This is a genomic window from Luteitalea pratensis (assembly GCF_001618865.1).
In the GTDB taxonomy this organism is placed as follows: domain Bacteria; phylum Acidobacteriota; class Vicinamibacteria; order Vicinamibacterales; family Vicinamibacteraceae; genus Luteitalea; species Luteitalea pratensis.
The window spans coordinates 891,687-917,126 of sequence record NZ_CP015136.1 but is presented as its reverse complement, the minus strand read 5'-3'; the positions used below and the strand labels follow the sequence as shown (position 1 = coordinate 917,126).

Below are 25,440 nucleotides of genomic sequence, written 5' to 3'. Positions count from 1 at the left end.
GTAGAATTCCCGACATGAGGGAGTCGTCCACTACACGCCGGCAGGTCCTCGGGGCCCTGGGCAGCCTCGGCGTGCTGGCATCCACCGGGCTGGCCGCCGACGCCAACATGCAGGCACCTTCCTCGTCTCCTACGTCAGTCGCCGCGCGCCGGGCCGAACTGTACGCCCTGCTCGGGAGGCTGCCCGATCGCACACGCCCGGTGTCGGGCGAGAAGCTCGGGGAAGTCGAGCGCGACGGCTACATCCTCGAAACGTGGCGCTACGACCTGAACGGCATCGAGCCGGTACCCGGATACGTCGCCCGGCCCAAGGGGCTCACCGGCCGGGCGCCCGGCGTCATCTTCTGCCACTCGCACGGCGGCGGCTACAAGATCGGCAAGACGGAGTTCATCGAGGGCCGCAGCTACCTGCAGCCGACGCCGTATGCCAAGGCGCTGACCGACCTCGGATACGTCGCCATCTGCATCGACACCTGGATCTTCGGCGAACGGAGCCACACCACCGAGCTCGACATGTTCAAGGCGATGCTGCTGAAGGGCCAGGTCCTCTGGGGGATGATGGTCTACGACAGCCTGCGCGTTGCGGACGTGTTCCTGCAACGTCCCGACGTCGACCCGGCGCGGCTGGCAACCCTCGGCATGTCGATGGGCTCGACTGCTGCGTGGTATCTCGCCGCGCTCGACGAGCGCATGAAGGTCTGCGTCGACATCAACTGCCTGACCGACCTGCAGGCGCTGATCGACGACAACGGCCTGTCGCGGCACGGCATCTACTACTACGTGCCGGACCTGATGAACCACTTCACCACCGCGCAGATCAACGAGCTCATCGCGCCGCGTGCGCACCTCGCCCTCGCGGGTCTGCGCGACAAGCTGACGCCTGTCGTCGGGCTCGATCGCATCGATGCGCACCTGAAAGCGGTGTACGCCGCGCAGGGTCATCCCGAGCGCTGGCAGATGAACCGCTACGACGTCGAACACCAGGAAACACCCGAAGGTCGCCAGGCGATCCTCGCATTCCTGCGACAACATTTGACCTGAGTGCCGGGCGCCGACCTGTCCGCCGAAGCCTCGGCGGAGGCGGAGCCCGGCCGATGTTTGAGAGGACGCACCGCACGCCATGGCCGGACTGATCGCCGCAATCGACTTCAAGCGCAAGATGTACGTCGAGTTCGAGGATGCCCCCTTCCACATGCTCGAGGTCGAGATCTCGCGGCCGACGGCACGCGGCGGGCAGACGCTCGTCCGCGTGAAGATGCGTAACCTGATCAACCGCTCGGTGTTCGACAAGACCTTCAAGGCGCAGGACAAGCTGAAGGAGCCCGACCTGGTGATGGTGCCGGCCTCCTTCCAGTTCGCCGACGGCACCGGCCTGCACTTCATGGACCTCGAGAACTTCGAGACCCTCACCCTCAACGAGGACATCGTCGGCGAGGATCGGCTGCTGCTGACCGACAACCTGGAAGTGCAGATCCAGAAGTTCAACGGCAACCCGATCGGCCTGCAGTTGCCGGTGATCGTCGAGCTCACGGTGGCCCGGACGGAGATGGGCAGCCGCGGCGACACCGCGAGCGGCAGCGTGACCAAGGCCGCGACGCTCGACACCGGCCTCGAGTTGCGCGTGCCGCTGTTTGTCAACGAAGGCGAGAAGGTGCGCGTCCACACCGAGACCCGCGAGTTCGCAGGTCGCGCCTAGCGGCGCGGCCTGCAGCCCGCATCTGGCCTGCAGCCTGTAGCCTGCGGCCTACAGGGACTGATCGCGCGGGCTACGGCCTGCAGCCTCCAGCCTGCATGTAGGCTGTAGGCCATCGGCTGTAGGCGGTATTGCGTTCGGCGTTCGGCGTTCGGCGTTCAGCGTTCGGCGTTCGTCAAAAGCCCCTGACCACCGGCAACACGATGGCACTGGGGCGGGCTGCGGAATGGTGGATCGTCTGCTGCGCGACGCGCGGCTGCGTGCCCTTCCCCAGCGGATCGCCGGTGTTCAGGTTGCGGTCGAACTGCGGGAAATTGCTCGACGAGATGTCCACGCGGATGCGGTGGCCGGGCAGGAACACGACGGCGGTGCCGACCATGCCGACCGTGTACCGATACGGCTGGCCCGCCGTGAGCAGGGTCGGCTTGTCGAGCCCGTCGCGATAGCGGGCACGCAGGATCCCCTCGGCCATCGGGTACGCCTTGCCGTCCGGGGAGACGTCCACCAGTTTCACCATCCAGTCGGTGTCCTTGCCGTCGGTGGTGGCATGCAGGTCCATCGCCACGGGCCCGCCGATGGTCACCGGTTCCTTCAGTAGCTCGCTCGTGAAACGGACGATGTCGGCACGGCCGTCGAGCGGCTTCTGATCGACGGGACCGGCAATCGTCGGCGAGCCACAGCAGTTGTTGCCGCCGGTCGTCGGTACCGGATCGTTCGGGTCGTACCGATAGGTCGAGGACCCCTCACCCGCTGGCGCAGCAGGTGCGAGCCCTCCGCCCGGCTGCAGGTACCAGCGCGTGTACTGCGTCCCAGGCACTGGCCATTCCGCTTCACCACGCCACTTGTTCACGCCCATGTAGAAGATCTGCACGGGCGCGTCGGTGTCGATGCCGTTCTTCACGCCTTTCAGGTGGAAGTCGTGCCAGCGTGTCTCGTACTCGAACAGCGTGCGATCGGCATCGGGTCCGAAATCGAGGTCGCCGTACTTGCGAGACGGGCCGTGGCCCCATGGTCCGATCACCATTCGCGTCAGTGACCGCGCCCGCTCGTTGGCGCCGTGCTTGCGCACGCCCACGAAGCCGTCGATCGTCCCGGGCAGGAAGATGTCGAACCAGCCGCCCTGCGCCATCACCGGCACGTTCACCTTGGCGAACTTCTCCTCGTCACTGACCGCCTTCCAGTAGGCGTCGTAGCTGTCGTGCGTCACCCAATCGCGCCAATGCTTCACGGGGTGTTGGAAGGCCCGCTCGTCCATCGTCTCGAGCGGCAGGTGCATGAGCATCTGCTCGTAACGCAGCTCGGGCGCAGCGTCGGGACCGGTGAAATACCACTGCGGCTGCATGATCCGGAACGGCATCCGGACAACCGCCCAGCCGAAGTTGAAGGCCAGATGGAACGCGCCGCCATGGGTGACCCAGTTGGCGTAGAGGTTTGTGGAGGCGACGGCAGGAAACGCGGCCACGAGGCTCGGCGGTGCCTCGCCGAGCGTGGCCCACTGCGTGTGGCCGAGGTAGCTTCCGCCCTGCGTCGCGACCTTGCCGTTCGTCCAGGGCTGCTTTGCGGCCCACTCGACGACGTCGTAGCCGTCCTTGGCCTCCGCGCGGAACGGATCCCATGTCCCCTCGCTCTCGTAACGTCCGCGCACGTCGACGTTCACGACGGCGTAGCCCATGCGAGCGAGGGAGATCATGCGGTCGTGAACGCCCGTGGCCTCGCGTTGCACGCCGTATGGTGTCCGTACGACGATGGCCGGGAACCTCCCCTCGCGCGATGGGCGATAGACGTCGGCGTAGACGGTGACGCCGTCGCGCATGGGGATCGCCTTGTGATGGTCGATGAGGATGCGTTCGGTGAAGGGCGAAGCGCCTTGGGCGAGCAGCATCGTGGTGACGAGGACCAGGCTGGTGAACACGGATGTGTGCCTCCCCGCACCGGGCACCGGCGGCCGGACGGACAAGAACTCAGTTGACGCGACATCCTACGTCGGCCGCATGATGCCGTCCATGCTGACCATCCGCGTCCTGGCCCTGGCCGCCGCCGTGTTCCTTCTGCCGGTGGCGATGTTGGCTGCGCAACCTGCCCCCCGCATCCCGGTCATCGTCGACACGGACGCCAACAACGAACTCGACGACCAGCACGCGCTCGCGTACGTGCTGCTCAATGGCGACACGTTTCGCGTCGAGGGCGTGACCGTGAATGCGACCAGGGGCGGCGGCGACGTCCGCGGCCACTACGAGGAGGCACGCCGCGTGATGGCGCTGTGCGGCGTTGCCGGGATCCCGCTGCACGCGGGGGCGAACGGCTCCTTCGAGGCCATCCGCCCGACGATGCGGCAGCCGGACTTCGATGGCAAGGCGGCGGTGGATTTCATCATTGCGCGTGCCGAGGCCCAGCCCGCGGGAACGCGGCTCGTGCTGCTGCCAATCGGCAAGCTGACCAACATCGCGTTGGCGCTCGCGCGATCGCCAGGCATCGCGAAGAAGGTCCGCATCGTGTGGCTCGGCTCGAACTATCCGGCGCCGGGCGAGTACAACCAGGACAACGACCCCGAGTCACTCCGCTACGTGCTGTCGGTGGAGGTGCCGTTCGAAATGGTGGTGGTCCGGTACGGCACGCCATCCGGAACGGACGGGATTCGGGTCACACCGGACGAGGTCAAGGCGACGTTCGCCGGCGGCGGGCCGCGAGTGGGCACACCGGTGATGGGGCGCCACGGGGAGGCGTTCACGACCTTCGGCGACTATTCCGTGAACCTGTTCGCGCACATCAAGTTCGACCGCACACCGCCGTCGCGGGCGCTCTACGACGTGGGTGCGGCCGCGATCCTGAAGAATCCAGCGTGGGCGACCTCGCGGCGCCAGGGCGCGCCGGCACTCGTCGGCACGCAATGGGAGGACCGCGTCGGCAACACCCGGATGATCACGATCTGGGAGAACTTCAACCGCGACGCCATCGTCGCCGACTTCGTGCGGACGCTGCAGAGTCCGGTCGTCGCGAGGCCGTAGCCGCCCGCCACGGCGCCGCGGAGGAGGAATCTTCCGGCCGCGCCCCGGCCGAAAGTCCTATCGGAAGGTCCTGTTGCCTTTTGTCAACTAGAGATACAATCACCAGCCATTAACGAGGGCAGCAGGATGCGGCACGACGGCGAGACGGGCTCGCCTCGTCGTGCGTTTGTGCGTGCAAGGCACTACTGAAGGAGGAGCCAGGATGATCGCCATGCAATCCCGTTCGAGGCGCTTTGCAGCCGTCTTTGTGTTGGCGGCCCTCGCGCTCCCGGCGTCACTGCACGGGCAGGAGGCACGCGGCCGCATCACGGGCCGCGTCGTCGATTCGTCGACGTCGGCCGTGCCCGGCGCCACCGTGACCGTCACGGACCCCGCCCGCGGTTCGACCGCGCTGGCCACGACCAACGAGCAGGGCCTGTTCCAGGCGCCGTACCTGCTCCCGGGCACATACCGCGTCACCGTCGAACTCCAGGGATTCAAGAAGTACGTGCGCGACAACGTCACCGTGCCTGTTGCCGAGACCATCGATGTGCAGGTCACGCTCGAGGTCGGCGCGATGGAGGAAACGCTCACCGTCGTCGCCGAACCGCCGACCGTGAACACGTCGAATGCCAACCTGGGGCTGGTCGTCGATCAATCCAAGATCGCCTCATTGCCACTGATCCACGGCGATCCCTACAAGATCATGGGACTGGCGCCCGGGCTCGCCCACTCGGGCAGCCAACGGCTGGATCGCCCATATGAGCCCACGCACATCGTCGGCTATGCGTACCAGGGCACGCGCAGCAACCGCAGCGACCTGCTGATCGACGGCGCGCCGAGCACGGCCACCGCCAACGCCAACGAAGTCATCGCGACCTATGTCCCGCCGTCCGATCTCGTGCAGGAGTTCAAGGTGCAGACCGCGACCTTCGACGCCCAGTTCGGCAACACCGAAGGTGGGGTCACGAGCATCAGCATCAAGTCCGGGACCAACGCCTACCATGGCTCGGCCTACTACTTCGCGGAGCCGTACAAGCTCGGCGCCAACGACTTCTTCGGCAAGGCTCGCGGCCAGGATGTGGTCGAGAGCTCGTCGGACCGGCCCGGCTTCACGGTTGGTGGCCCGGTCAGCGTCCCGGGACTCTTCAGCGGCAAGGACAAGACGTTCTTCATGTTCGGCTTCGAACACATCAAGGACGTCCGCCCGCGCTTCGACGCCGGCGGTGACAGCTGGGTGCCGACCGAGAAGCTGCGCAACGGCGACTTCTCCGACTACGCGTCCAACATCACGATCTACGACCCGTTGACGCGCGCTCCGATCGGCGGCGGACAGTTCACGGGGCAGGCGTTCCCGGGCAACGCCATCCCGGCCAACCGGATCAGTCCGGTGGCGAAGAAGATCCTGGAGTACTACTCCCTGCCCAAGAACCCGGGCCTCAACGGCAACATCACCGACTCGACGCTGCCGGAGACGGCCGACTACAACAGCCTCACCGGGCGCGTGGACCAGCGGTTCGGCAACAAAAACCGGATGTTCGGCCGGTACAGCTGGTACAACCGCGACAGCATCTACAACGAGTATCTGGACTCGGTGGCCTCCGGCACCTGGTTCCAGTTCCAGTCGTGGCAGGCCGTCATCGATGACGTGCACACCCTGAACCCGACGACCATCCTGAACGTGCGGTATGCGTACAACCGTTTCGATCGCAACTCGGGGCAGGAAGAGGACGCCCGGAACTACGACCTGACGTCGCTCGGTTTCCCGGCGAGCTACAACGCGATGGTTCCCGAGGCCAACCGGTACTTCCCGCGCCTGGACTTCGACGGCACGACGATGATCGACGTCGCGTTCGGGGCCGACATCAGGCCGATCACCTCGCACACCGTCAGTGCCACGATCAACAAGTCGCAGGGCGCGCACACGTGGAAGGCCGGCGCGGAGATGCGCCTCTATGGCGAGCGCAGCGTGTCGACCGGCAACAACCAGGCCGGCCAGTACACGTTCACCAACGCGTACACGAGGCAGAACAGCGCCAGCGGCACAGACTTCCAGGGCCTGCAGAACTACGCGTCGTTCCTCCTCGGCCTGCCGGCCACGACTTCGATCACTCGCGCCGCAGAGTACGACGAGCACTCGACGACCTGGGGCCTCTACTTTCATGACGACTGGCGCGTCGGCAACAAGCTGACCGTCAATCTCGGCGTGCGCTACGAGCTCGAGACACCGCTGAGCGAGGTTGAAGACCGGACCGTGTCCAACTTCGACTACGGCTACGTCCAGCCGATTCAGGGCACGGTCCAGAGCCGCTACGCGGCCCTCAACGATCCGGCCCTGAAGGCGCTCGTGCCGCAGCTCAACGTCCAGGGCGGCCTCATGTTCGTCGGTCCGGATACAGACACGACCTACCAGACACCGAAGAACTCGATCCTGCCGCGCGTCGGATTCGCGTACGAGGTCAACCCCAAGACGGTCGTTCGCGGCGGTGCCGGACTGTTCGCGGGCTTCCTCGGGCAGCGGCGCGGCGACGTGATCCAGCCGGGCTACTCGCAGACGACGACCATCAACACGACGTTCAATGCCAACGGCGCCCCCATCCCCTTCGGCTGGGAGAACGCGCTGTTGACAACGCCGATCCTCGAGCCGGTCGGCAACGCCGGCGGCCGGCAGACCTCCCTCGGCAACGCGATCACGTTCTTCAATCCGAATCCGTCCGTCTCGAAGCAACTCCGGTGGCAGATCGGCGTGCAGCGTGAGCTGGGATCGAGCTGGGCCGCCGAACTGGTGTACGTGGGCAACTACGGATACGACATCGAGATCGTGCAGAACATCAATGCGCTGCCCAACAACTACCTGAACCCGGACAGCTCGCGGACCGCCGCGATGAATGCCAACAACACGTTCCTGTCGGCAGCGGTGACCAACCCGTTTGCCGGCCTGGTGCCGGGCAGCGGCATCAACAACGCGACGATCGCCCGCCGGCAGCTCCTGCGCCCGTACCCGGGGTTCGGCGACATCAACACGTCCAACAACGACGGGTCGTCGATGTATCACTCGATGCAGGCGAGCCTGCAACGGCGATTCTCGAAGGGCTACACGGTGGGTCTCGCCTACACCTTCTCGCGCTGGATGCAGGAGACCGAATACCTGAACGCCGGCGACGCGCTTCCGACCCGGATGATCTCGGACCTGGACGTTCCACACCGGCTGTCGATCAACGGCGTGTACGAGCTGCCGTTCGGCAACGGAAAGCCAATCCTTACTGATGCGAGCGGATTGACCGAGGCCCTGTTCGGTGGCTGGAAGGTCCAGGGGGTCTACACCTACCAGGCGGGATTCCCGGTCCCGTTCGGAACCGACGCCTTCTACAGCGGCGGTGAAATCCAGCTGCCGTCGGGTGACCGGACGACCGCACAGTGGTTCAATACGGGCGCGTTCACGTCCATCCTGACCGACTCGGCCGTCAACTCCACACCGGTCGACCATCTGCGGACGCTTCCGCTACGGTTCGACGACGTGCGCAGGGACCCGATCGACAACGTGGACCTCTCGCTCATCAAGAGCATGGGGTTGAGCAACGGCATGCGCCTCGAGCTCCGGTTCGAATACATCAACGCGTTCAACGAGCCGTATTTCCCGGTGCCGGTCGTCAACCCGACGACGTCGACGTTCGGCCAGACCACGGCGTCCAACCAGGACAACTACGCGAGGCGCGCGCAGGTCGGGATCAAGCTGACGTTCTGACGCGCATCATCGGTGACCATGGGCGCGGACCTGAAGGTCCGCGCCTACATCCATCCCGTAGCCGTCGACCTTCAGGTCGACGGGCGCCACGCTCGTCACTTCATCCGCGTAAGATCGGCCTCGGCGGCGATGTAACCGAACGCGTTCCAGCCTGCGCCCGAGGTGACCTGCTCGAATACCTTGCGCGCGCGTGCCGTGTCGCCGGTCACGAGGTAGTAGTTGCCGACGCCGTACCCCTGCGTCGCGATCGTTGTCGCGTCGCCGCCGCCGGGATCGAGCAACGCCTCCGGCGTCTCGAGGCCCTTGTACATCAGCAGGCGCCGGTGGTACGACGCGTTCTCCATGATGTCCATCTTCGGGGTGATGCGCTCCAGGACCCTGGCCGCTTCGTCCTTCCTGCCCATCCGCATCAGCGTCATCCACAGCCAGTCGCTCGTCGCCACGACGGCATCGTCGTTGTTGGACACCGCCAGGCACGAACGGTACGCGTCGAGCGCCTTCGCGAAGTCTCCCTGCAGGTAATAGGTCAGCCCGAGGTGGTAACAGATGTTGAAGTGCAGCGTGCTGCGGGGGATGCCTGACCGATTCGGCGCGCCATCGGGTTCGACCTGATCGGCGGTGCCGCGAATCAGGCTGGCCGCTTTCTCGAGATCGGCTCGCGCCCGATCGAACTGCCGGGTGGTGATGTAGCGATGGCCGCGGTGCCGATACATGCGCGCGTCCGCCGGGTAGCGCGCGATCCCCCTGGTGAACCAGTCGATCGCCTCGCGATACCGCCACAGGTACGCATGGCGCCGCCCGATCGTGATCATCGCCTCGGGCTGGGCCGTGGTCGTCACCGACAACGCAATCGCCAGATCCCCTTCGAGTTTCTCCCGGTTGGGGATCGGATCGGGCGGGTACAGGGGCTTGCCCGTGAGGGTCCGCGCCTCCGGCTCGCGGACCTGCGTCGCACCCGCAATCCCGCTGGCGAGGGCCAGCGCCACCACCACCCACAGTTGCCGCATGCGGCCATGGTACGACGGGGTATCCCTCGCCCTGTTCCCTTGATCGAGACGGGTGTTGACAGGCGTCCCAAGAGGTGTTATCAAATTAACGGTAACGTTAAAAATTTAACGGAGCGATCGATGCACCAGGCGCTGAGCAGACGTGAGCGGCAGATCATGGACGTGCTGTACCGGCACGGGCGGGCCACGGCCGCGGAGGTGCTGGCCGCGCTGCCCGGATCCCCGACCGACTCGACCGTGCGGACGCAGTTGCGGATCCTCGAGGCGAAGGGACACGTCGTCCACGAGACGCACGGCAACCGGTACGTCTACGCGCCGACAGTACCCAGACACTCGGCCCGGCGGTCGGCCTTGCGACACCTGGTCGAGACGTTTTTCGACGGATCGCGCGCGAAGGTCGTTGCGGCGTTGCTCGGCACCGATGTCGGCCAGCTCACGCCGGACGAACTCGAACGCATCGAATCGCTGGTGCGCCGCGCGCGGGAGGAAGCGTCATGACGGCCATGATCGAAGTCGCCCTTCGTGGGTCGGTCGTGCTGCTGATCGGACTGATCGGCTACGCCGCCCTTCGCGGGCAGGCGCCCGCGCTCCGGCATGCGCTGCTGGTCGCGACGCTCTGCGCCACTCCGCTGGCCGCTCCGCTTGGCGCGGTCCTGCCTGCGATCGCAGTGACCCTGCCGCGGCCGTTCGTGACGACGCAGTCGATGCCGCCAGTGAGTGAACACGTCGCGCTCGTCGGCGCGCCTGTTATGGCCCTACCGGCACCGCTCGGCGCGGCCACGCCAGCTGAGCCGGCGCGGTTGTCGTGGGGCACGCTGCTCTTCGCACTGTGGGGCCTCGGCACGGCCATCGCCCTCGGCGCCCTCGCGTTGTCGCTGGTGCGCCTCGCCAGGGCCACGCGCACGGCCGCGCCCATCGGACAGCCACAGTGGGACGAGGCCCTCGCCAGGGCGTCGCGTGCGGCGGGGCTACGCCGACCCGTGGTGCTTCGCGAAAGTCCAAGCGCCGACCTGCTCGCGACATGGGGTTGGCGGCGCGCCTACCTGCTCGTGCCTCGCGAGGCGCTCGACTGGTCCTGCACGCGAGTCGACGTCGTGCTCGGTCACGAGCTCGCCCACGTGCGCAGGAACGACTGGGCCTGGCAGGTCTACGCGACAGTCATACGGGCACTGTTCTGGTGGAATCCGCTCGTGTGGGTGATGTGCCACCGGCTGGCCATCGAGAGCGAGCGCGCGTGCGACGACGAAGTGCTGGCGCAGGGGATTGCTGCGCATGCCTACGCCGGTCACCTGGTGGCCATCGCGCGAACTTTCCGTAACCGAACACCGAACGCCATCGCGATGCCGATGGCTCGCCCTTCCACCCTGCACAGGAGAATCACGGCCATGCTGAATCCCCATATCCAACGTGCGGCACCGACGCGCACGACCATCGCCCTCGCCATCGCCGCGCTGTTGCTGCTCGTCATGCCCGTCGCCGCCATCCGCGGCACCGCGGCCCAGGGAGAGCTCGAGGGTGTCGTGTACGACCCCACGGGTGCGGTCGTCCCCGAGGTCCGCCTCGTACTCGTTGGTCCCCTCTCGTCCACCGAGGCGATGGAACTCATGCTCGGCAAGATGAGTGGTGGCAAGAAGGCGCAGGCCACCACGGATGCCGAGGGGCGGTTCGTCTTCCCGGCCATCGAGCCAGGCCGATACGTGCTCGCGGCGGAGTTGCCAGGCTTCCGGGCGCTGCGGCAGGACCTCGAACTGCGACAGCCGGCCGACTGGAACCGCATCGTCAATCTGCAGGTCGGCGCCGTACAGGAAACCATCAGCGTGACGGGACGTCGCGGCACTGGCGCAGCCGCGGCGGCCAGTCCGGTGCGGGTGCGGGTCGGCGGCAACATCCGGCCACCGCGCAAGACCAAGGACGTCAAGCCGGTCTACCCGGAGTCGATGCAGGAAGCCGGTCAGGAAGGCGTGGTCAGTATCGAAGCCGTGATCGGGCGGGACGGCAGCGTGACGGCGGCGCGCGTCACGGCGGCGCAGGTGCACCCGGACCTGGCAAGCGCGGCGCTCGATGCCGTACGCCAGTGGAAGTTCGAACCGACGCTGCTCAACGGCGGTCCCGTCGAAGTGGTCATGACGGTGTCGGTCTCGTTCAAACTGGAGTAGATGGCAGCGGCCGACGCGCGTGCCGGTATGATGCCGGCATGCGCACCGCCCTGCTCGCGATCGCGGCGTTCGCCCTCGGTCACATCGTTGCGGCGGCCCAGCCTGCCTCTACGAGTGCCGCCACCGTCCCGACACCGTCCCAGCGCGTCGCACTCGTCACCGGTTCGACGGATGGACTCGGACGCGAGGTCGCGCGGCGACTTGCTGCGGAAGGCGCGCACGTCATCGTGCACGGTCGCAACGCCGAGCGGGGCAAGGCGGTGGTCGACGAGATCAACGCGGCCGCCAAGGGCTCGGCACGGTTCTACCAGGCCGATTTCGCGTCGCTCGCGGAAGTCCGCAGCCTGGCTGACGCCGTCACCCGCGATTACCCCCGCCTCGATCTGCTCGTGAACAACGCCGGCGTGGTGGTACGCGACGCTCGCCAGGTCAGCAAGGACGGACACGAGCTGCACTTCGCGGTGAACTATCTTTCCGGCTACCTCCTCACCTACAAGCTCCTGCCACTCATCGAGAAGGGACGGGCGCCGCGCATCGTCAACGTCTCGTCGCTGAGCGCCGCGCCGATCGACTTCACCGACGTGATGATCGAGCGTGATTACTCGACCAATCGTGGATACGGCCAGAGCAAGCTCTCGCAGGTGATGTTCACGATCGATCTCGCCGCCGAGCTGAAGGACAAGGGCATCGTCGTGCAGTCGCTCCACCCGGCGACGTACATGAACACCAGCATGATCCTGTCGGCCGGCCTCACGCCTCGCAGTACCGTGGAAGAGGGCACCGCCGCCGTGATGAACGCGATCACGACCGACGCGCCGAGCGGCAGTTACTTCGTCGGGCAGAAGCTCGGCACCCCGCATGCGCAGGCTGCAGACGCCGGCGCGCGTCGCCGGTTGCGCGAGGTCACCAGGACGCTCGTCGGCCTGCCGTAGCGACGCTCCACCACACGCGGCCTGGCCACAGCCGGAAGCCGCCGTGGCTCCACTCATGTAAGTCGCGACGAACGGATGAGTTCGTCCCAGCGCGCTTGCTCATCCGTGGCAGGCCAGGCATTGCGGAGGCCGCGCAGTCGGCTTAGCATCACCAAAGCACCCGCACGAACGCACCTGGCCGCAGGGCCGGTGCGATAGCCGTCGTTTACGAGTTCACGGTTCCCCGACAGGAGTCCGCTGATGTCTCGACTGCGCGCATCGACCTCGTCCAATCCCCGGGTTCGGCGGCCGAGCCTCCTTCTCGGGATCGCCACCCTCGTCGCTGTCGTGGTGCTGGCGGCCACGCCAGGCGCCGCTCAATCGACGCTCGGCACGATACGAGGCACGGTGAGCGACGCGCAGGGCGCGGTCGTCCCCGGCGCGACGGTCATCGTGACCGACGAAGACACGGGCGTCGCACGAGAGGTCGTGAGCACGAGCGAAGGCCTCTTCGAGGTGCCCAACCTTCGCCCTGGCACCTACTCGGTCGACGTCAACCTCTCAGGCTTCAAGGCCGCGAAACGGACAGGCATCCTCCTGCGGGCCGCGTCCGTGGCCCGCGCCGACATTCAGCTCGAAGTCGGCGCGCTCCAGGACGTCGTCACCGTGGTCGCCGAGGGCCAGAACATCACCGTGGAGAGCCCGTCGATCGCCCGCGGCCTGGACGCACAGCAGTTGCGCGACCTGCCCCGCAACAGCCGTGACATCCAGGACTTCCTCACCCTCAACCCCAATGTCGTCGGCGGCTTCGACTCGATTCAGTTCCTGGGCGGACGCACCTATGGCGCCTCCTACATCCAGGACGGGCAACCGTCCTCGGCCGGGATCTTCGGTGAGCTGTCCAACGCCGCACCTGGCCTTGATGCGGTCGCGGAAGTGCAGGTGCTCTCCAACTCGTACAGCGCGGAGTTCGGCGGCCTCGCTGGTGTCGTCGTCTCGACCAAGCGCGGTACGAACCAGATCCACGGGTCTTCCTTCTACGATTTCAACAGCAACGAGCTGAATGCCCGGACCTATGCGCAGACGCTCGACGGCGTCTCGCGGGACGACCCGAACGCCGACACGCACGACCATCGCTTCGGCTTCAGCCTCGGCGGGCCGATCCACGCGAACCGGACGTTCTTCTTCGGCAACTACGAGGGGGGCCGGCTCAAGGCGCTCAGCGGCGGGGCGCAGGCCATCATCCCGAGCCAGTCGATGCGTGCCGGCGACTTCTCTGGCGCCAGCTTCGTGATCAGGGACCCGCAGACCGGCCAGCCGTTCCCCGGCAACCGCATCCCCGCCAACCGCCTCGATCCGGCGGCGCAGAACATCATGCGGATGTTCTACCCGGACCCGAACCAGACGTCACTCGCCAACGGGTACGGCACGTACCGGCAGATCCTTCCGCTCACGCGCAACCGTGACCGGGCCGACGGCCGCATCGATCATGAGTTGACCAAGAACGACTCGCTGTTCGGCCGTGTCAGCTGGCAGCGCCGGGATCCGGACGCCTTCACGTTCGAGAGCACCGGCGGCAACGGCGGCAACGGCCTCACCAACCTCGGCATCCTCGACCGCGCGTCGCGGGCCACGACGATCGCCACGGGCTGGACGCGCATCTTCTCGAATTCGATCGTCAACGAGTTGCGCGGCGGCTACAGCGAGGACGTTCGCGATCGCCGCAGCCAGTACATCGCTGGCGATGTCGGCGCCGAGGCCGGGATCGAGGTGCCCGCACTCGCGCAGGAGGTACCCGGCTTCCCGCAGTTCATCTTTGCCGGCTTGAACCGCCCGTCGGACATCCGCGATCAGCGACAGAACACGTTCCGGGACCTCGACCAGGCAGCGTTCTCGATCAGCAACAACACGACGTGGGTGAAGGGGCGTCACTCGGTGCGCTTCGGCGGCAGCTATGCGCGCAACTTCGCGACCGACGGATATTCCACCGGCGCGAACGAGTCCAAGGGACAGTACAACTTCAGCGGCTGGGCCACCGGCAATTCCTTCGCCGACTTCCTGCTCGGCCTTCCCAACACCGTGCGCGAGCAGCGCAACACGCGCGGTGACCAGCCGATGGACACCGTCTCCAACGACTGGGCGTTGTTCGTGCAGGACGACTTCAAGCTCAGCTCGCAGCTGACGCTGTTCCTCGGCCTACGCTACGAAGTCGTCGGCGTGTTCGTCGACAAGAGCGACATCTTCGCGAATTTCGTCCTCGACAATGGCGGCCATCACGTCGTGCCCAACGCGCAGATCGCGCAGTTGTTGCCGCCAGGCGCCATCGACCTGAACCGGACCATCCTCGCCGATGCGGTCGGCGTCGGGCCTGGCCTGATGAACACCGATCGGAACAACTTCAGCCCGCGTGCTGGCTTCGCCTATCGCGTCGGCAGCGACGCCAAGACGGTCCTGCGGGGCGGTTTCGGCATCTTCCACCCGACCGGGGCCGCGCAGGGCGCGCGCGACATCATGTCGCGCAACCCCTTCCGCTACAGCATCACGCGCAATCGAGCCACCCTCCAGCACGGCTTCACCACCGGCACCGTGAGCACCTCGCAGGGATTCGGCAATCAGGGACTCGACATCAACCTCGAGAGCCCGGACATCTACCAGTACAACCTCACGGTCGAGCGCGAGTTGCCGGGCGATGTCGGTTTGCGTGTGAGCTACCTCGGCTCTACGATGAAGAAGTTGCTGGTGACGCGTGAAGCGAACAGTGTGCAGGCAAGCGCAGTACCTCTCGGCGACATCAACGAAGACCCCGAGGCGCACGCACGGCTGCCCTACCCGCTCTACGGCACTTTCCTGAACATGACGACCAACGCCGGCGAGGGGCAGTTCAACGCGCTGCAGCTGGAATTGAACCGGCGCTTCCGACGTGGCTTCGCGCTCAACGCGGCGTACACGCTGGCCGATTCGGACAGCAACGCGCCCGACAGCGGCAACAGCACCATCGGCGTCATCCAGTACGACCCGTACGACATCGAGAAGGACCGCGGTCCTGATCCGAACGTCATCAGGCACCGGTTCGTGCTCAACAGCACGTGGGACATCCCCATCGGACACGAACGCGCGTACGGATCGACGATGCCTGGATGGGCCGATGCGATCGTCGGTGGGTGGACCATGTCGACGATCTTCCAGGCGCGCTCGGGACCCAATCTCACACCGTACTTCGTCTGGGGAACCGACCCCATCTTTCCGGCCAACACCGGTGTGGGCCTGGACGGCGTCGGGCAGTTCGGCGAGTCGTGGCGGCCCGACGTCAGCGGCGATCCCAACAGCGGCGGCTCCCGCGAGCGCTTCTTCGACGTGACGGCATACAGGCTGCCTGCCGATGGCGAGCTGGGCAACGCGAAGAAGGGCAGCCTCAAGGGGCCGGGGACGTGGATTGCCAACTTCGCGTTCTACAAGGACGTCTTCCGATCGGCTGGCGGGACGCAGGTCGAATTCACGGCGATGCTCGACAACGCGTTCAACCACCCGCAGTTCTTCGTGCCCGGGTTGGGCACCGGCGGGTTCGTGGACCTGACCGATTACCTCCTGAACGGCCTGGAGGACAACACTTCGACGGCGGTCCTCGGGGCCGAAAACGTCGGCAATGCCGAGGGCTTCGCCGCCGGCCGTGTCATCAGGCTTGGCCTGCGACTCCGTTTCTAGACGGTCTCAAGTCTCAGGGCTCAGGTCTCAGGTCTCAAGCCTCAGGTCTCAAGGAACGTCTTGCCTGAGACGTGAGACCTGATGGCCACCTTCTGCCGTCCGATGCTCACCTGGCGTGAGACCCAGTATCCCGGCTGCGTGTCGTGACGAACAGGTCGTATCTGCCGAACCCGGGTCGGGAGTTCAGCGCCGCATTGAAGTACAACGTGCGCCCGTCGAACGAGAACGCCGCGCCCGCCTGGTACCCGGACCGTTGATGGCGCACGCCTGCTCCCAACCGGTCATCTCTTGTACGCGTTGCCCGGCCGCCTGATGGCTTCGAGCTTCGACATTGCGCGTCCCGGCGCGGTAACCGCCGCTGTAACACTGTTCGAAGACCCGCGGACGGCGCCGTTTGGCGTCGCTCAGTTCGCAGCCGCAAACGACGGCACACTGGTCTACGCGGCGGGCCGACCGCAAAACATGACCACCTTTGTCTGGGTGGACCGACACGGACGCAGCCGTTCCGCCGGGCTCCCCGAGGCGAGGTATTCCACGTTCGATCTGTCTCCCGACGGCACGCGCGTGGCGTTCGGCGAGGAGGCGACTGACGGACGGGTGACCCAGATCTGGTTGGTCGGGTTGACGGATCATCGGAAGTCGTCGCTGACGGCGCGGGCCACAACCGGCGAACCTCGCTTGAACGGCTACCCGCGTTGGACGCCGGACGGCCGCGGCGTCGTGTGGACCAGGAGGCCAGCGGAAGGGGTGTACCAACTCGTCCTGCAACTGGTCGACGGGGGCGCGGAGCCGGTGGAACTCTGGTCCAACAACAGTGGAGGGCCCGGTTATCTCGTTCCGATGTCCTTCTCACCAGATGGCACCGCGATGACTGCCTTCGGCGTGATGGGACCTGGGGGCTTCGATATCGTCCGGTTCTCCCGCGACGAGCGGACCCGACGTTGGGACGCACAGCCCCGAGATCCTTCTTGCGACGCCGTATTCAGAGTACTTCGGCGAGGTGTCCCCAGACGGCCGCTGGCTGCTGTTCACCTCGGACCAGTCGGGGCGAGACGAGATCTACGTGACTTCGTACCCGGCACCGGGTGCCATGCACAAGGTGTCGAGAGATGGTGGGCACAAGGCCGCGTGGAACGGCACCTCGGAGATCGTCTACAAGTTCGGGACGGAGATGTACGCGATCGACGTGGCCCTGACTCCCAGTTTCCGCGCGAGCGAGCCGAGGCTGTTGTTCCACGGTGCCTTTCCGAACATCCCGGGATTCGATTTCGCAGTGGTGCCGGGCGGCCGGGAGTTCCTGATGCTGAAAAACAGGGAGTTCCTGCAGCCGGCGACGACGCTCACTGTCATCACCGATTTCTTCGACGACCTCACACGGCGCATGCCGGCGCCCGGACGCTAAGAACTCCGCGTCCGCACCAGGGCCGACGGGCGCGAGACCTCACGATCTCAGGACCTCAAGAGCCCAGGGAAGATCTTGCTTGAGACTTGAGACTTGAGACCTGAGACCTGAGACCGGACCTGGGACCTGAGACCTGAGACCTGAGACCTGGGACCTGACCTCACCGCGGCACGGTGTGCTGGCGCAGGTACTCCTGCACGGCGTCCGGCGGTACCGATATGTAGTGGAACGCTTCCGCATGGGCCAGCCCGTGCGGCGCTCCCGCGGCCCGATCGCGATCGAGCACGAACTCGCGGATGTACTCGCGGTTGGCGGTGCGCTCGTCGTCGCCGAGGAGCGGTAGCCGCCGTCCCTCCGTGGCGAGGCGCGCGCGCAGCCGCTGGCCGTTCTCGCCCGCGGGCCCCTGTGCCTTGTTCTCGAGGTTGACGTCGATCTTCCTCTCGACCCACGGACCGATATCCACCACGCGGTTGACGCGCTGCTGGAACCGCGCGAAATAGTACTTCTCCTTCACCCCGTGCGGGGCAAGTCCGGCGGCGAAGTGCTCCGGGTAGTCCTTGGTTCCGCCGGCCATCCACGCGGCGGCCTCGACGCAACGGCTGGTCACGGCGTGATCCGGGTTCTCCTCGTACGCACCCCAGGGGTCGTAGGTGACGACGATGTCGGCCTTGAGCAGGCGGAAGAGGAAGATGAAGCGCTGGCGCAGTTCGGCCCACGCGATGTTGTCCATCATGTGGTTGTTGTAATTGAGGTCGAACGTGCGCGTGGCGCCAAGCGCCTTGCCGACCGCCTCCGAGTCACGCCAGTTCGCCATCACGGTCTCGGCGTGGGTGCCCGGGCCAGCCATGTCGTCATTGGTCACCCGGATCACGTAACCCGTCGCGCCTTCGTCGATCAGCTTCAGCACCGTGCCTGCCGCGAAGAGCGGGATGTCGTCGGAGTGCGGCTGGATGGCGACCAGCACCTGCCCCGTGCGCGGCTTGCCGTCGCGAGGGCGTTCGATGACCAACGGCGTGTGCCCGTCGAATTGCTGGAGCGGCGGCCCCGATGCCTGTGCTTGCGCAGCACCCGCCGCCTGCGCGCTCACCCGCGATGCTCGTGTCAGCCCGGCCGCTATCGTCGTCACGTGCAGAAACCGTCGTCGATCCATGTGTTCTCCACAACCGGCCTGCGGCCTACGGCCTACAGCCTGCCGGAACGTTCACCACTGCACGCCGTACGTCGAATGTCGCACGTCGAATGTCGAATGACGGTGGGCCGGCTCGCCGAGCGGCCCCTCATGCCCGATGCACGGGCCGCGTTCGGAGAACCCGCCGCCCGGCGGAGCCGGACATCGGCGGGTCTTCAACGGGCCCTACCAAACCCGCCATTGCTAACGCCACGAATCGTCTATGGTTCCCTCATCTCTCCATCCAGCGTCATTCTGGCTCGGGCTGGTAGAAAATCAGGGACAGGCCGTTGGGATCGCGGAGGCTGAACTGCCGCCCACCGTAAAAGGGTGTGTAGAGGTCCTCGTCGAACCTGCACTCGAGGCCGCCAGGCTCGCCCGAGAGCTCGCTGCGTGCCGCATGCCATTGACGAGCCCGCACGAGCCTGTAAATTTCGTCGATGCGGCTCGTGAACACCCACAGGCTGACGCCGCTGGGCCTGGCTCCCCCTGGGGAGATCGCGAAGCTGCAGCGGCCGAACACGAGGCGCGCGAACGTCACCGCGCCGTCGTCTTCATACGCATCGGTGCAGGTGAAGCCGAGGGCCTGGTACCAGCGGACTGTGCCTGGCACGTCTCGCACCGTGAACATCGGCTCGGCCCGTGACACGCTGTCCGACAGCGTAGAGAGCTGCGGCGCGATGTCGTTCACTTCGGCGTCCGCGTCGGCCCTGTCGACTGCAGCGCCCGCCGCGACCAGCATCCGCGTCGCGACATGGTCGCCGCGAAGCATCGCGATCGTCAGCGGCGTGCGGCCCCTGTCGTCGGCGGCATCGACGTCGGCGCCGAGTTCGATGAGCAGGGCCAGCAGGTCGTGATCCGGCTTGCCGCAGAGGAACCCGATGCCGTCGGCCGGCGCGAAGGCCGCGTGCACCGGGGTCTGCCCGTTCTCGAACCGTGACCGGCGACGACGCAGCGCTGCCGGATCGTCGGCGACCACGCGACGCACGAGGTCCGGATCACCCAGCGCCATCGCGGAGAAGACATGGTGCCGCGCGCCGCGTTCGAGCAGCAGGTCGATCACCGGCTGGTTGCGCGTGCCGGCGGCCCAGCCGATCACGTCGCCCTCGTGAAGGTCGCCGCGGCCGTGGACGTCGGCGCCGGCATCGAGCAGGATCCGCACGCTCTCGAGAAGGCCATGCGCGGCAGCGAGGTGCAGGGGCGTCACGTTGTCGCCGTTCTCGCGCGCGTTCGGGTCCGCACCATGCGACAGCAGGAAATGCGCCGCCTCCGGATGCCGCACGGCGAGATGCAAACCGGTGCGACCGCCCTCGTCACGCGTCGATACGAGACCCGGGTCCGCGGAGAGGCAGTCCCGAAGAGTGGCAACGTCGCCGCGTGTGCACACCTGCATGAACTCCGATGGGGACATGGGCCTTCATCGTAATCGTGCAGGCCTGCGTCCGACCCGACGAGGCGGTCACCACCAAAACGCCACCAGAGGACGGAACCGTTCGGAGCGAGTTGACTCATCGAAATGAGTCAATCATACTCATCAAGTGACTACACGGATGCAGGTCTTGCTGGAAGACGACGAGTTCGACGAGATCAGGCGTGTGGCCAAGCGACAACGCATGACCGTCGCGGAGTGGGTTCGGCAGGCTCTGCGTCGCGCGCGACGCGACGAGCCCGCAGTGGACGCTCACAAGAAACTCGCGGCCGTGCGCGCGGCAGCACGGGGCGACTACCCCACCGCCGACATCGACCGGATGCTCCAGGAGGTCGAAGGCGGCTACCTCGGCGGTCACGACGCGTGATCCTCGTCGATTCCAACATCCCCATGTTCCTGGTCGGCGCCACGCATCCCAACAAGGGCGCGGCACGGCGCCTACTGGAACAGTGCATCACCCGGGGCGAGCGCCTCGTCACCGATGCCGAGGTCCTACAGGAGATCCTGCACCGCTACGTGGCGATCAACCGTCGCGACGCCATCCAGCCGGCTTTCGACGCGCTCCTTGGCGTGGTGGATCACATCTACCCGATCGAACTGGGCGACATCGAACGGGCGAAGGCGCTCCTGCTGGGCGTGTCGCCGCTCTCCGCGCGCGACGCGGTGCACGTCGCCATCATGCAGCGGTACGAGATCGATCGCATCCTCAGCTTCGATACGGGGTTCGATACCGTCGAGTGGATCGACAGGCTGGCGTGACCGCGATCCGCCTGCGGCCTGGCGCCTACAGCCTAATCCTCCCGGGCGCGGCAGCGACCAAAACGAAGGCCCAAGGCCGAATGCCGATGGCCGACCAGGCCGCGGAGGCGCGGCCGGGCGGCTACGCTTCGACCAGGTTGTACATCGTGTCGCGCTCGAGCGGCGTGCGGCCGGCCCGCTCGACGAGGAAGCGCAGTTGCGACGTGGTGAGGGTGTCGGGTGTGTCCGACCCGGCCATGTGGTAGATGCGCTCTTCCTGGACGGTGCCGTCGAGGTCGTCGGCGCCGAACCACAGCGCCGCCTGTGCCACCGACACGCCTGTCGCGATCCAGAAAGCCTTGATGTGATCGACGTTGTCGATCACGAGCCGCGAGACGGCGATCGTGCGGAGCGTGTCCGCCGCCGTCGGTGCCGGCAGCTTGCGCATCTGGTTGTTGTCCGGGTGGAAGGCCAGCGGAATGAACGCCTGGAAGCCGCCCGTCGCGTCCTGCGCCTCGCGCACGCGCACCATGTGATCGACCCGTTCGTCGAGCCGTTCGATGTGCCCGAACAGCATGGTGACGTTGGTCTTCATGCCGAGCCGGTGGGCGATCGCGTGGATCGCGAGGTAGCGATCGGCGTCGGCCTTGTCGTGGGCGATCTTCCTGCGCACGCGCTCGGCGAAGATCTCGGCGCCGCCGCCCGGGATCGACTCGAGGCCCACCGCCATCAACTCGCGCAGCACCTGTTCGTCGGTCATGCCGTACAGGTCGGCGAAGAACGCGATCTCGACGGCGGTGAACGCCTTCAGCGTGATGTCCGGACGGATGCGCTTGAATCCGGCAAGCAGGTCCTTGTAGTAGCTGAAGGGCAGGTCCGGATGCAGCCCGTTGACGATGTGGACCTCGGTGAGGGCCTGGCCGTCGCGGCTGCGGACCTTGTCCCAGGCCTGCTCGAGCGACATCGTGTAGGCGCCCGGTTGCCCTTCCTGCAGGCGCGCGAACGAGCAGAACAGGCATGACGCCTGGCAGACGTTGGTGACCTCGAGCCGCAGGTTGTAGTTGTAGAAGGTGCGGTCGCCGTGGCGACGCTCGCGCTCGCGATTGGCGAGCCAGCCGACGAGGCGAAGGTCCGGGTGCTCGAAGAGGCGCAGGCCGTCCTCGGCAGACAGGCGTTGCCGGGTGTCGAGCTTCTCGGCGATGTCGAGCAGTCCAGCTGCGCGAAGGCGGGTGCGCATGGGAAGCGTGGCCGGGCTCCACCTTCGCCAAGGGCTACGGTGGACAAGTCGGGGCGCCGGCCCTACCGATGTCGGCGACCTAGGCGATGCCCCAGACCTGGACGCGCAGCGTGCGCGAACGAGGGCCGTCGAGCTCACCCATGAGGATGCGCTGCCACTGGCCAAGGACGACGTCCCCACCGCTGATCTGCAGGGTGAGGCTGTGTCCGAGCAGGAGGGCGCGGAGGTGGCTGTCCGCGTTCATCCGATCACAGTCGCTGAAATCCGGGTCGTTGTGCACCCAGGCTTCGTCACGCGCAACCATCTTCTCGAGAAAACGCTTGATATCTGAGAGCAGCGCCGTCTGGAACTCGTTGATGAACACCGTGCAGGTGGTGTGCAGCGACCACAGGCTGACGATGCCTTCCCGGACGTTGACGCCCCGGACGAGCTCCATGATCCGTTCGGTCAGGTCCACGACGTCGACGCGCTCATCGGTTTCGATGACGAACGTCTCGCCGTGAATCTTCAACGCCCCGGCAGAAACGGTTGTCACCTCCGCGACTGGCGTCTCGCGGACGGTCACCGTGGAACTCTTGCTCATGCGCTCCTCGTTGACAGCATAGGTCCGGGCGGCCACAGCGCCGCCGGACGCACGAAACGGCAATGTTATGCCAATTGGCCGAGGCGCCGCAACTGATGGGGTGAAATGCTCGGCTCTCCAGGCCGACGGCCAACCTGCGTCATGCGGCCCGTGCGGGGCGTCCCGCGCCGGCCCGCGTGCTATTCTCGCCCCGACGACCCGATGTTGTCGAAGGGAAGCTGGGTGAAAAGCCCACACGGTCCCGCCACTGTGATGCGGAGAGCCGGTTTCGTCCGAGCGACGGGCCACACGGTCCGTCAAGACGCCACTGCAGCCCCCCAGGGCTGTGGGAAGGCGAGAAACCGCTCGTAGTCCCGCCGAGTCAGGAAACCTTCCATCGGGCAAGTCCTCTGCCTGTTGGCGCATGCCGCGCCACAGCACCGGCGCGTGGAAACGCCGAGGAGGTCGATTGATTCTCACGCCCGCCCTGTGTCTGGCCGGGGTGCTGCTGACCCTGCTGTCGACGCCCGCCGTTGCGGCGCGCCTCGTCGGCTCGGTCACCAGCAGTCCCGCTGTCCCAATCGTCAACGCTACCGTCGTCCTGGACGGGCCCACCGGCCCCGTCGCGACGACGCATACCTCTGCCACCGGCGCGTTCGTCCTGGAAGCGCCCGAGGGTGAGTACACCCTGCGGGTCGTCGCCGAAGGCTTCGACGCGCCGGCACGTCGCGTCACCTTGCGCGACGAAGCGGAGGCGTCGGCCGACGTCACGATGGGCCTCGCCGCCGTGAGCGAGCAGGTCGTCGTGTCGGCCGGCTTCGTCCCGCTGACGCGATCGGCGAGTGGCGCCTCGCTCACCGTCCTCGACCAGGCGGAATTGCATACCCGGCAGCTCGAGAGCTCGCAGGATGCCCTGCGATCGGTGCCCGGATTCACCGTGTCGCGCAGTGGCGGCCGCGGCGCCGTCACGTCCATTTTCCCCCGCGGCGGCGAGAGCGACTTCACGCTGATCATGGTCGACGGCATCCGCCTGAACGACATGGGCGGCAGCTACGATGCCGCCCACCTGCCGCTGTTCGACGTGGAGCGGGTCGAGGTCGTCAGGGGGCCGCAGAGCGCGATCTACGGGTCGGACGCGGTCGGCGGCGTGGTGCAGCTCGTGTCGCGCCGCGGCGGCCCGCTTCGCGCAACCGGCCTGGTCGAGGGCGGCACCTTCGGCACGTGGCGGGCCAACGGCGCCGCCAACGGCACGAGCGGGCGACTGCGCTGGGGGGGCGGCGCCGAGCAACTAACGACCGACGGCTACACGGGCATCGCCCCCGGCACCGGCGAGACCGTCAGCAACGACGACTACAGCCGCACCGATGGCATGGGCAGTCTCGGCTACCTCACGGATCGATGGCAGCTCACAGGCCTGATTCGGGGAGGCCGTAACGAACGCGGCGTGCCCGGGCCATTCGGCAGCGACCCGAACGACACGTACACCGGCGTCGACACGGTCTCGCGCAACGACAACGAGACACTGGCGGCAGGCGCATCGGCGGCCTGGCGCTTTGCGCCCGCGTTCCAGGCGCGTGGGTCGTTCACGTACGCGAACCGCGACAGCACTTTCCTGAGCATCTACACGCCCGACGCGCCGACCGCCTCGAGCAACCGCATGTGGGCGGCGCGCGGGCAAGTGGACGGGGCGTGGCTCGGCCTCTCGTGGACGGCCGGCACGGAGTGGACCGGCGAACGCGCCGCGTCGTCGTTCATCACCGGCCTGCAGGATCAGGAGATTCCCGTCGAACGCACGCAGCTCGGCCTGTTCGGCGAAGGGCGATTCGAGCTGGGTCGTCTCTCGATCCAGGGCGGCGCGCGCTTCGAGCAGGTGGTGCGGGGAGCGCTCGAGGGCAACAACTCGGTCTTCAGCCCGCGGCCGGCGTTTGCCGAGGACACGGTCTCCGTGATCAATCCACGCGTGGCCGTGAGCTGGCGGGCCCTCGGCGGCGATGACTGGTGGGCGCGCCTGCACGGCGGGTTCGGCACCGGCATGCGTGCACCCGGCGCCTTCGAAATCGCGTTCACCGACAATCCGGGTTTGAAGCCCGAGAAGACCCGCAGTCTCGAGGGCGGGGTCGAAACCGGCTGGCTCGACGGCCGCCTTGTGGCCGACGTCCTGTACTTCCGCAACGACTACGACGACCTGATTGTCACGGTCAGCCGCGTGGCGGGGACGACGAGCTACCGCAGCGACAACGTCTCGAACGCGCTCAGCGAAGGTGTCGAGGCCTCGGTCTCGTTCCGTCCGGTCGCGGCGCTCACGCTGCGCGGCGGCCTGATCGGACAACACACGGAGATTCTCGCCAACGACGGCAGGCCAGGCGCGCCGACGCCGTTCGAGGTCGGCGACCCGCTGCTGCGCCGCCCGGAGCTGGCCGGATTCGTGGACGCGCTGGTCACCGCCGGACGCGTGAGCGGCTTCGTACGCGTGGACAACCGCGGTGAAGTGAACGACATCGACCCGAGCTTCGGCGCCAACGCCGGCATCTTCGTCAACCCCGGCTACACGACGGCCGACGCCGGTGTCTCGGTCCGCCTGCTCGACCAGGTCGAAGTCTTCGGACGCGCGCTCAACCTGTTCGACAAGCAGTACGAGGAAATCTACGGCTTCCCCTCGCTTGGACGCAGCGTGATGGTCGGAGTCCGCCTTGCTACGAGCCGCTGA

At 66.7% G+C, this 25,440-nt stretch carries 18 protein-coding genes and 1 riboswitch; of the genes, 12 read left to right on the top strand and 6 right to left on the bottom strand.

Features of this window, described 5'->3' with window-relative positions:
• Nucleotides 1–14 precede the first annotated feature (14 nt).
• Nucleotides 15–1,040 (top strand): dienelactone hydrolase family protein, encoded by a 1,026-nt coding sequence (locus tag LuPra_RS03960; protein ID WP_234800713.1) that lies wholly within the window; start codon nt 15–17, stop codon nt 1,038–1,040.
• Between the two features lie 79 nt (nt 1,041–1,119).
• Entirely contained in the window at nt 1,120–1,695 is a 576-nt protein-coding gene (locus LuPra_RS03955) for an elongation factor P (RefSeq protein ID WP_110169549.1), read from the top strand.
• A gap of 172 nt (nt 1,696–1,867) precedes the next feature.
• On the opposite strand, the gene LuPra_RS03950 is transcribed toward LuPra_RS03955, so the two are convergent.
• Nucleotides 1,868–3,604: a CocE/NonD family hydrolase gene (locus LuPra_RS03950; RefSeq protein WP_234800712.1), complete on the bottom strand. Its 1,737-nt coding sequence runs from the start codon at nt 3,602–3,604 to the stop codon at nt 1,868–1,870.
• A 91-nt stretch (nt 3,605–3,695) separates the two neighbouring features.
• Between LuPra_RS03950 and LuPra_RS03945 the strand changes: the two genes are divergently transcribed.
• Nucleotides 3,696–4,697, top strand: coding sequence for a nucleoside hydrolase (locus LuPra_RS03945; protein ID WP_234800711.1), 1,002 nt, complete (start codon nt 3,696–3,698; stop codon nt 4,695–4,697).
• A 211-nt stretch (nt 4,698–4,908) separates the two neighbouring features.
• Complete coding sequence (locus LuPra_RS03940) at nt 4,909–8,421, top strand: TonB-dependent receptor (RefSeq protein WP_157898707.1); 3,513 nt, start codon at nt 4,909–4,911, stop codon at nt 8,419–8,421.
• 95 nt (nt 8,422–8,516) lie between these two features.
• Here the strand turns inward: LuPra_RS03940 and LuPra_RS03935 are convergent, their stop codons facing one another.
• Entirely contained in the window at nt 8,517–9,428 is a 912-nt protein-coding gene (locus LuPra_RS03935; RefSeq protein ID WP_110169547.1) for a tetratricopeptide repeat protein, read from the bottom strand.
• Between the two features lie 120 nt (nt 9,429–9,548).
• Here LuPra_RS03935 and LuPra_RS03930 point away from each other — a divergent pair, with 120 nt between their 5' ends.
• The 5 genes from LuPra_RS03930 to LuPra_RS03905 all read left to right on the top strand — a co-directional run bounded on the left by LuPra_RS03930 (nt 9,549) and on the right by LuPra_RS03905 (nt 17,599).
• Nucleotides 9,549–9,926 carry a BlaI/MecI/CopY family transcriptional regulator gene (locus LuPra_RS03930; protein WP_110169546.1) on the top strand — a complete coding sequence of 126 codons (378 nt, stop codon included), beginning with the start codon at nt 9,549–9,551 and terminating at the stop codon, nt 9,924–9,926.
• On the top strand, nt 9,923–11,584 hold the full coding sequence (locus tag LuPra_RS03925) for a M56 family metallopeptidase (protein ID WP_110169545.1): 1,662 nt from the start codon (nt 9,923–9,925) through the stop codon (nt 11,582–11,584). Before LuPra_RS03930 ends, LuPra_RS03925 begins: the two co-directional genes overlap by 4 nt.
• 38 nt (nt 11,585–11,622) lie before the next feature.
• Nucleotides 11,623–12,516, top strand: coding sequence for an SDR family NAD(P)-dependent oxidoreductase (locus LuPra_RS03920; protein ID WP_110169544.1), 894 nt, complete (start codon nt 11,623–11,625; stop codon nt 12,514–12,516).
• Between the two features lie 240 nt (nt 12,517–12,756).
• Nucleotides 12,757–16,197: a TonB-dependent receptor gene (locus tag LuPra_RS03915; RefSeq protein ID WP_110169543.1), complete on the top strand. Its 3,441-nt coding sequence runs from the start codon at nt 12,757–12,759 to the stop codon at nt 16,195–16,197.
• A 1,000-nt stretch (nt 16,198–17,197) separates the two neighbouring features.
• Complete coding sequence (locus LuPra_RS03905; protein ID WP_157898704.1) at nt 17,198–17,599, top strand: TolB-like translocation protein; 402 nt, start codon at nt 17,198–17,200, stop codon at nt 17,597–17,599.
• Between the two features lie 160 nt (nt 17,600–17,759).
• Here the strand turns inward: LuPra_RS03905 and LuPra_RS03900 are convergent, their stop codons facing one another.
• Together LuPra_RS03900 and LuPra_RS03895 are read right to left on the bottom strand one after the other, a co-directional pair.
• On the bottom strand, nt 17,760–18,749 hold the full coding sequence (locus LuPra_RS03900; protein ID WP_110169541.1) for a PIG-L deacetylase family protein: 990 nt from the start codon (nt 18,747–18,749) through the stop codon (nt 17,760–17,762).
• 268 nt (nt 18,750–19,017) lie between these two features.
• Complete coding sequence (locus LuPra_RS03895) at nt 19,018–20,178, bottom strand: ankyrin repeat domain-containing protein (protein WP_110169540.1); 1,161 nt, start codon at nt 20,176–20,178, stop codon at nt 19,018–19,020.
• Between the two features lie 139 nt (nt 20,179–20,317).
• On the opposite strand from LuPra_RS03895, the gene LuPra_RS03890 reads away from it, so the two are divergent.
• Both LuPra_RS03890 and LuPra_RS03885 read left to right on the top strand, forming a co-directional pair.
• Nucleotides 20,318–20,563 (top strand): antitoxin, encoded by a 246-nt coding sequence (locus tag LuPra_RS03890; protein WP_234800710.1) that lies wholly within the window; start codon nt 20,318–20,320, stop codon nt 20,561–20,563.
• A complete protein-coding gene (locus tag LuPra_RS03885) occupies nt 20,560–20,955 on the top strand; it encodes a type II toxin-antitoxin system VapC family toxin (protein ID WP_110169538.1) in 396 nt (131 codons plus the stop codon). The genes LuPra_RS03890 and LuPra_RS03885 overlap by 4 nt, the downstream gene beginning before the upstream one ends.
• Nucleotides 20,956–21,076: 121 nt before the next feature.
• Here LuPra_RS03885 and mqnE read toward each other — a convergent pair whose 3' ends face one another.
• Nucleotides 21,077–22,171, bottom strand: a complete 1,095-nt coding sequence (gene mqnE / locus LuPra_RS03880) for an aminofutalosine synthase MqnE (protein WP_110169537.1) — start codon at nt 22,169–22,171, stop codon at nt 21,077–21,079.
• Between the two features lie 79 nt (nt 22,172–22,250).
• Nucleotides 22,251–22,754, bottom strand: coding sequence for a secondary thiamine-phosphate synthase enzyme YjbQ (locus LuPra_RS03875; RefSeq protein WP_110169536.1), 504 nt, complete (start codon nt 22,752–22,754; stop codon nt 22,251–22,253).
• A 176-nt stretch (nt 22,755–22,930) separates the two neighbouring features.
• Nucleotides 22,931–23,146: riboswitch (cobalamin riboswitch) on the top strand.
• 56 nt (nt 23,147–23,202) lie between these two features.
• Here LuPra_RS03875 and LuPra_RS03870 point away from each other — a divergent pair.
• Nucleotides 23,203–25,440 (top strand): TonB-dependent receptor, encoded by a 2,238-nt coding sequence (locus LuPra_RS03870; RefSeq protein WP_162271290.1) that lies wholly within the window; start codon nt 23,203–23,205, stop codon nt 25,438–25,440.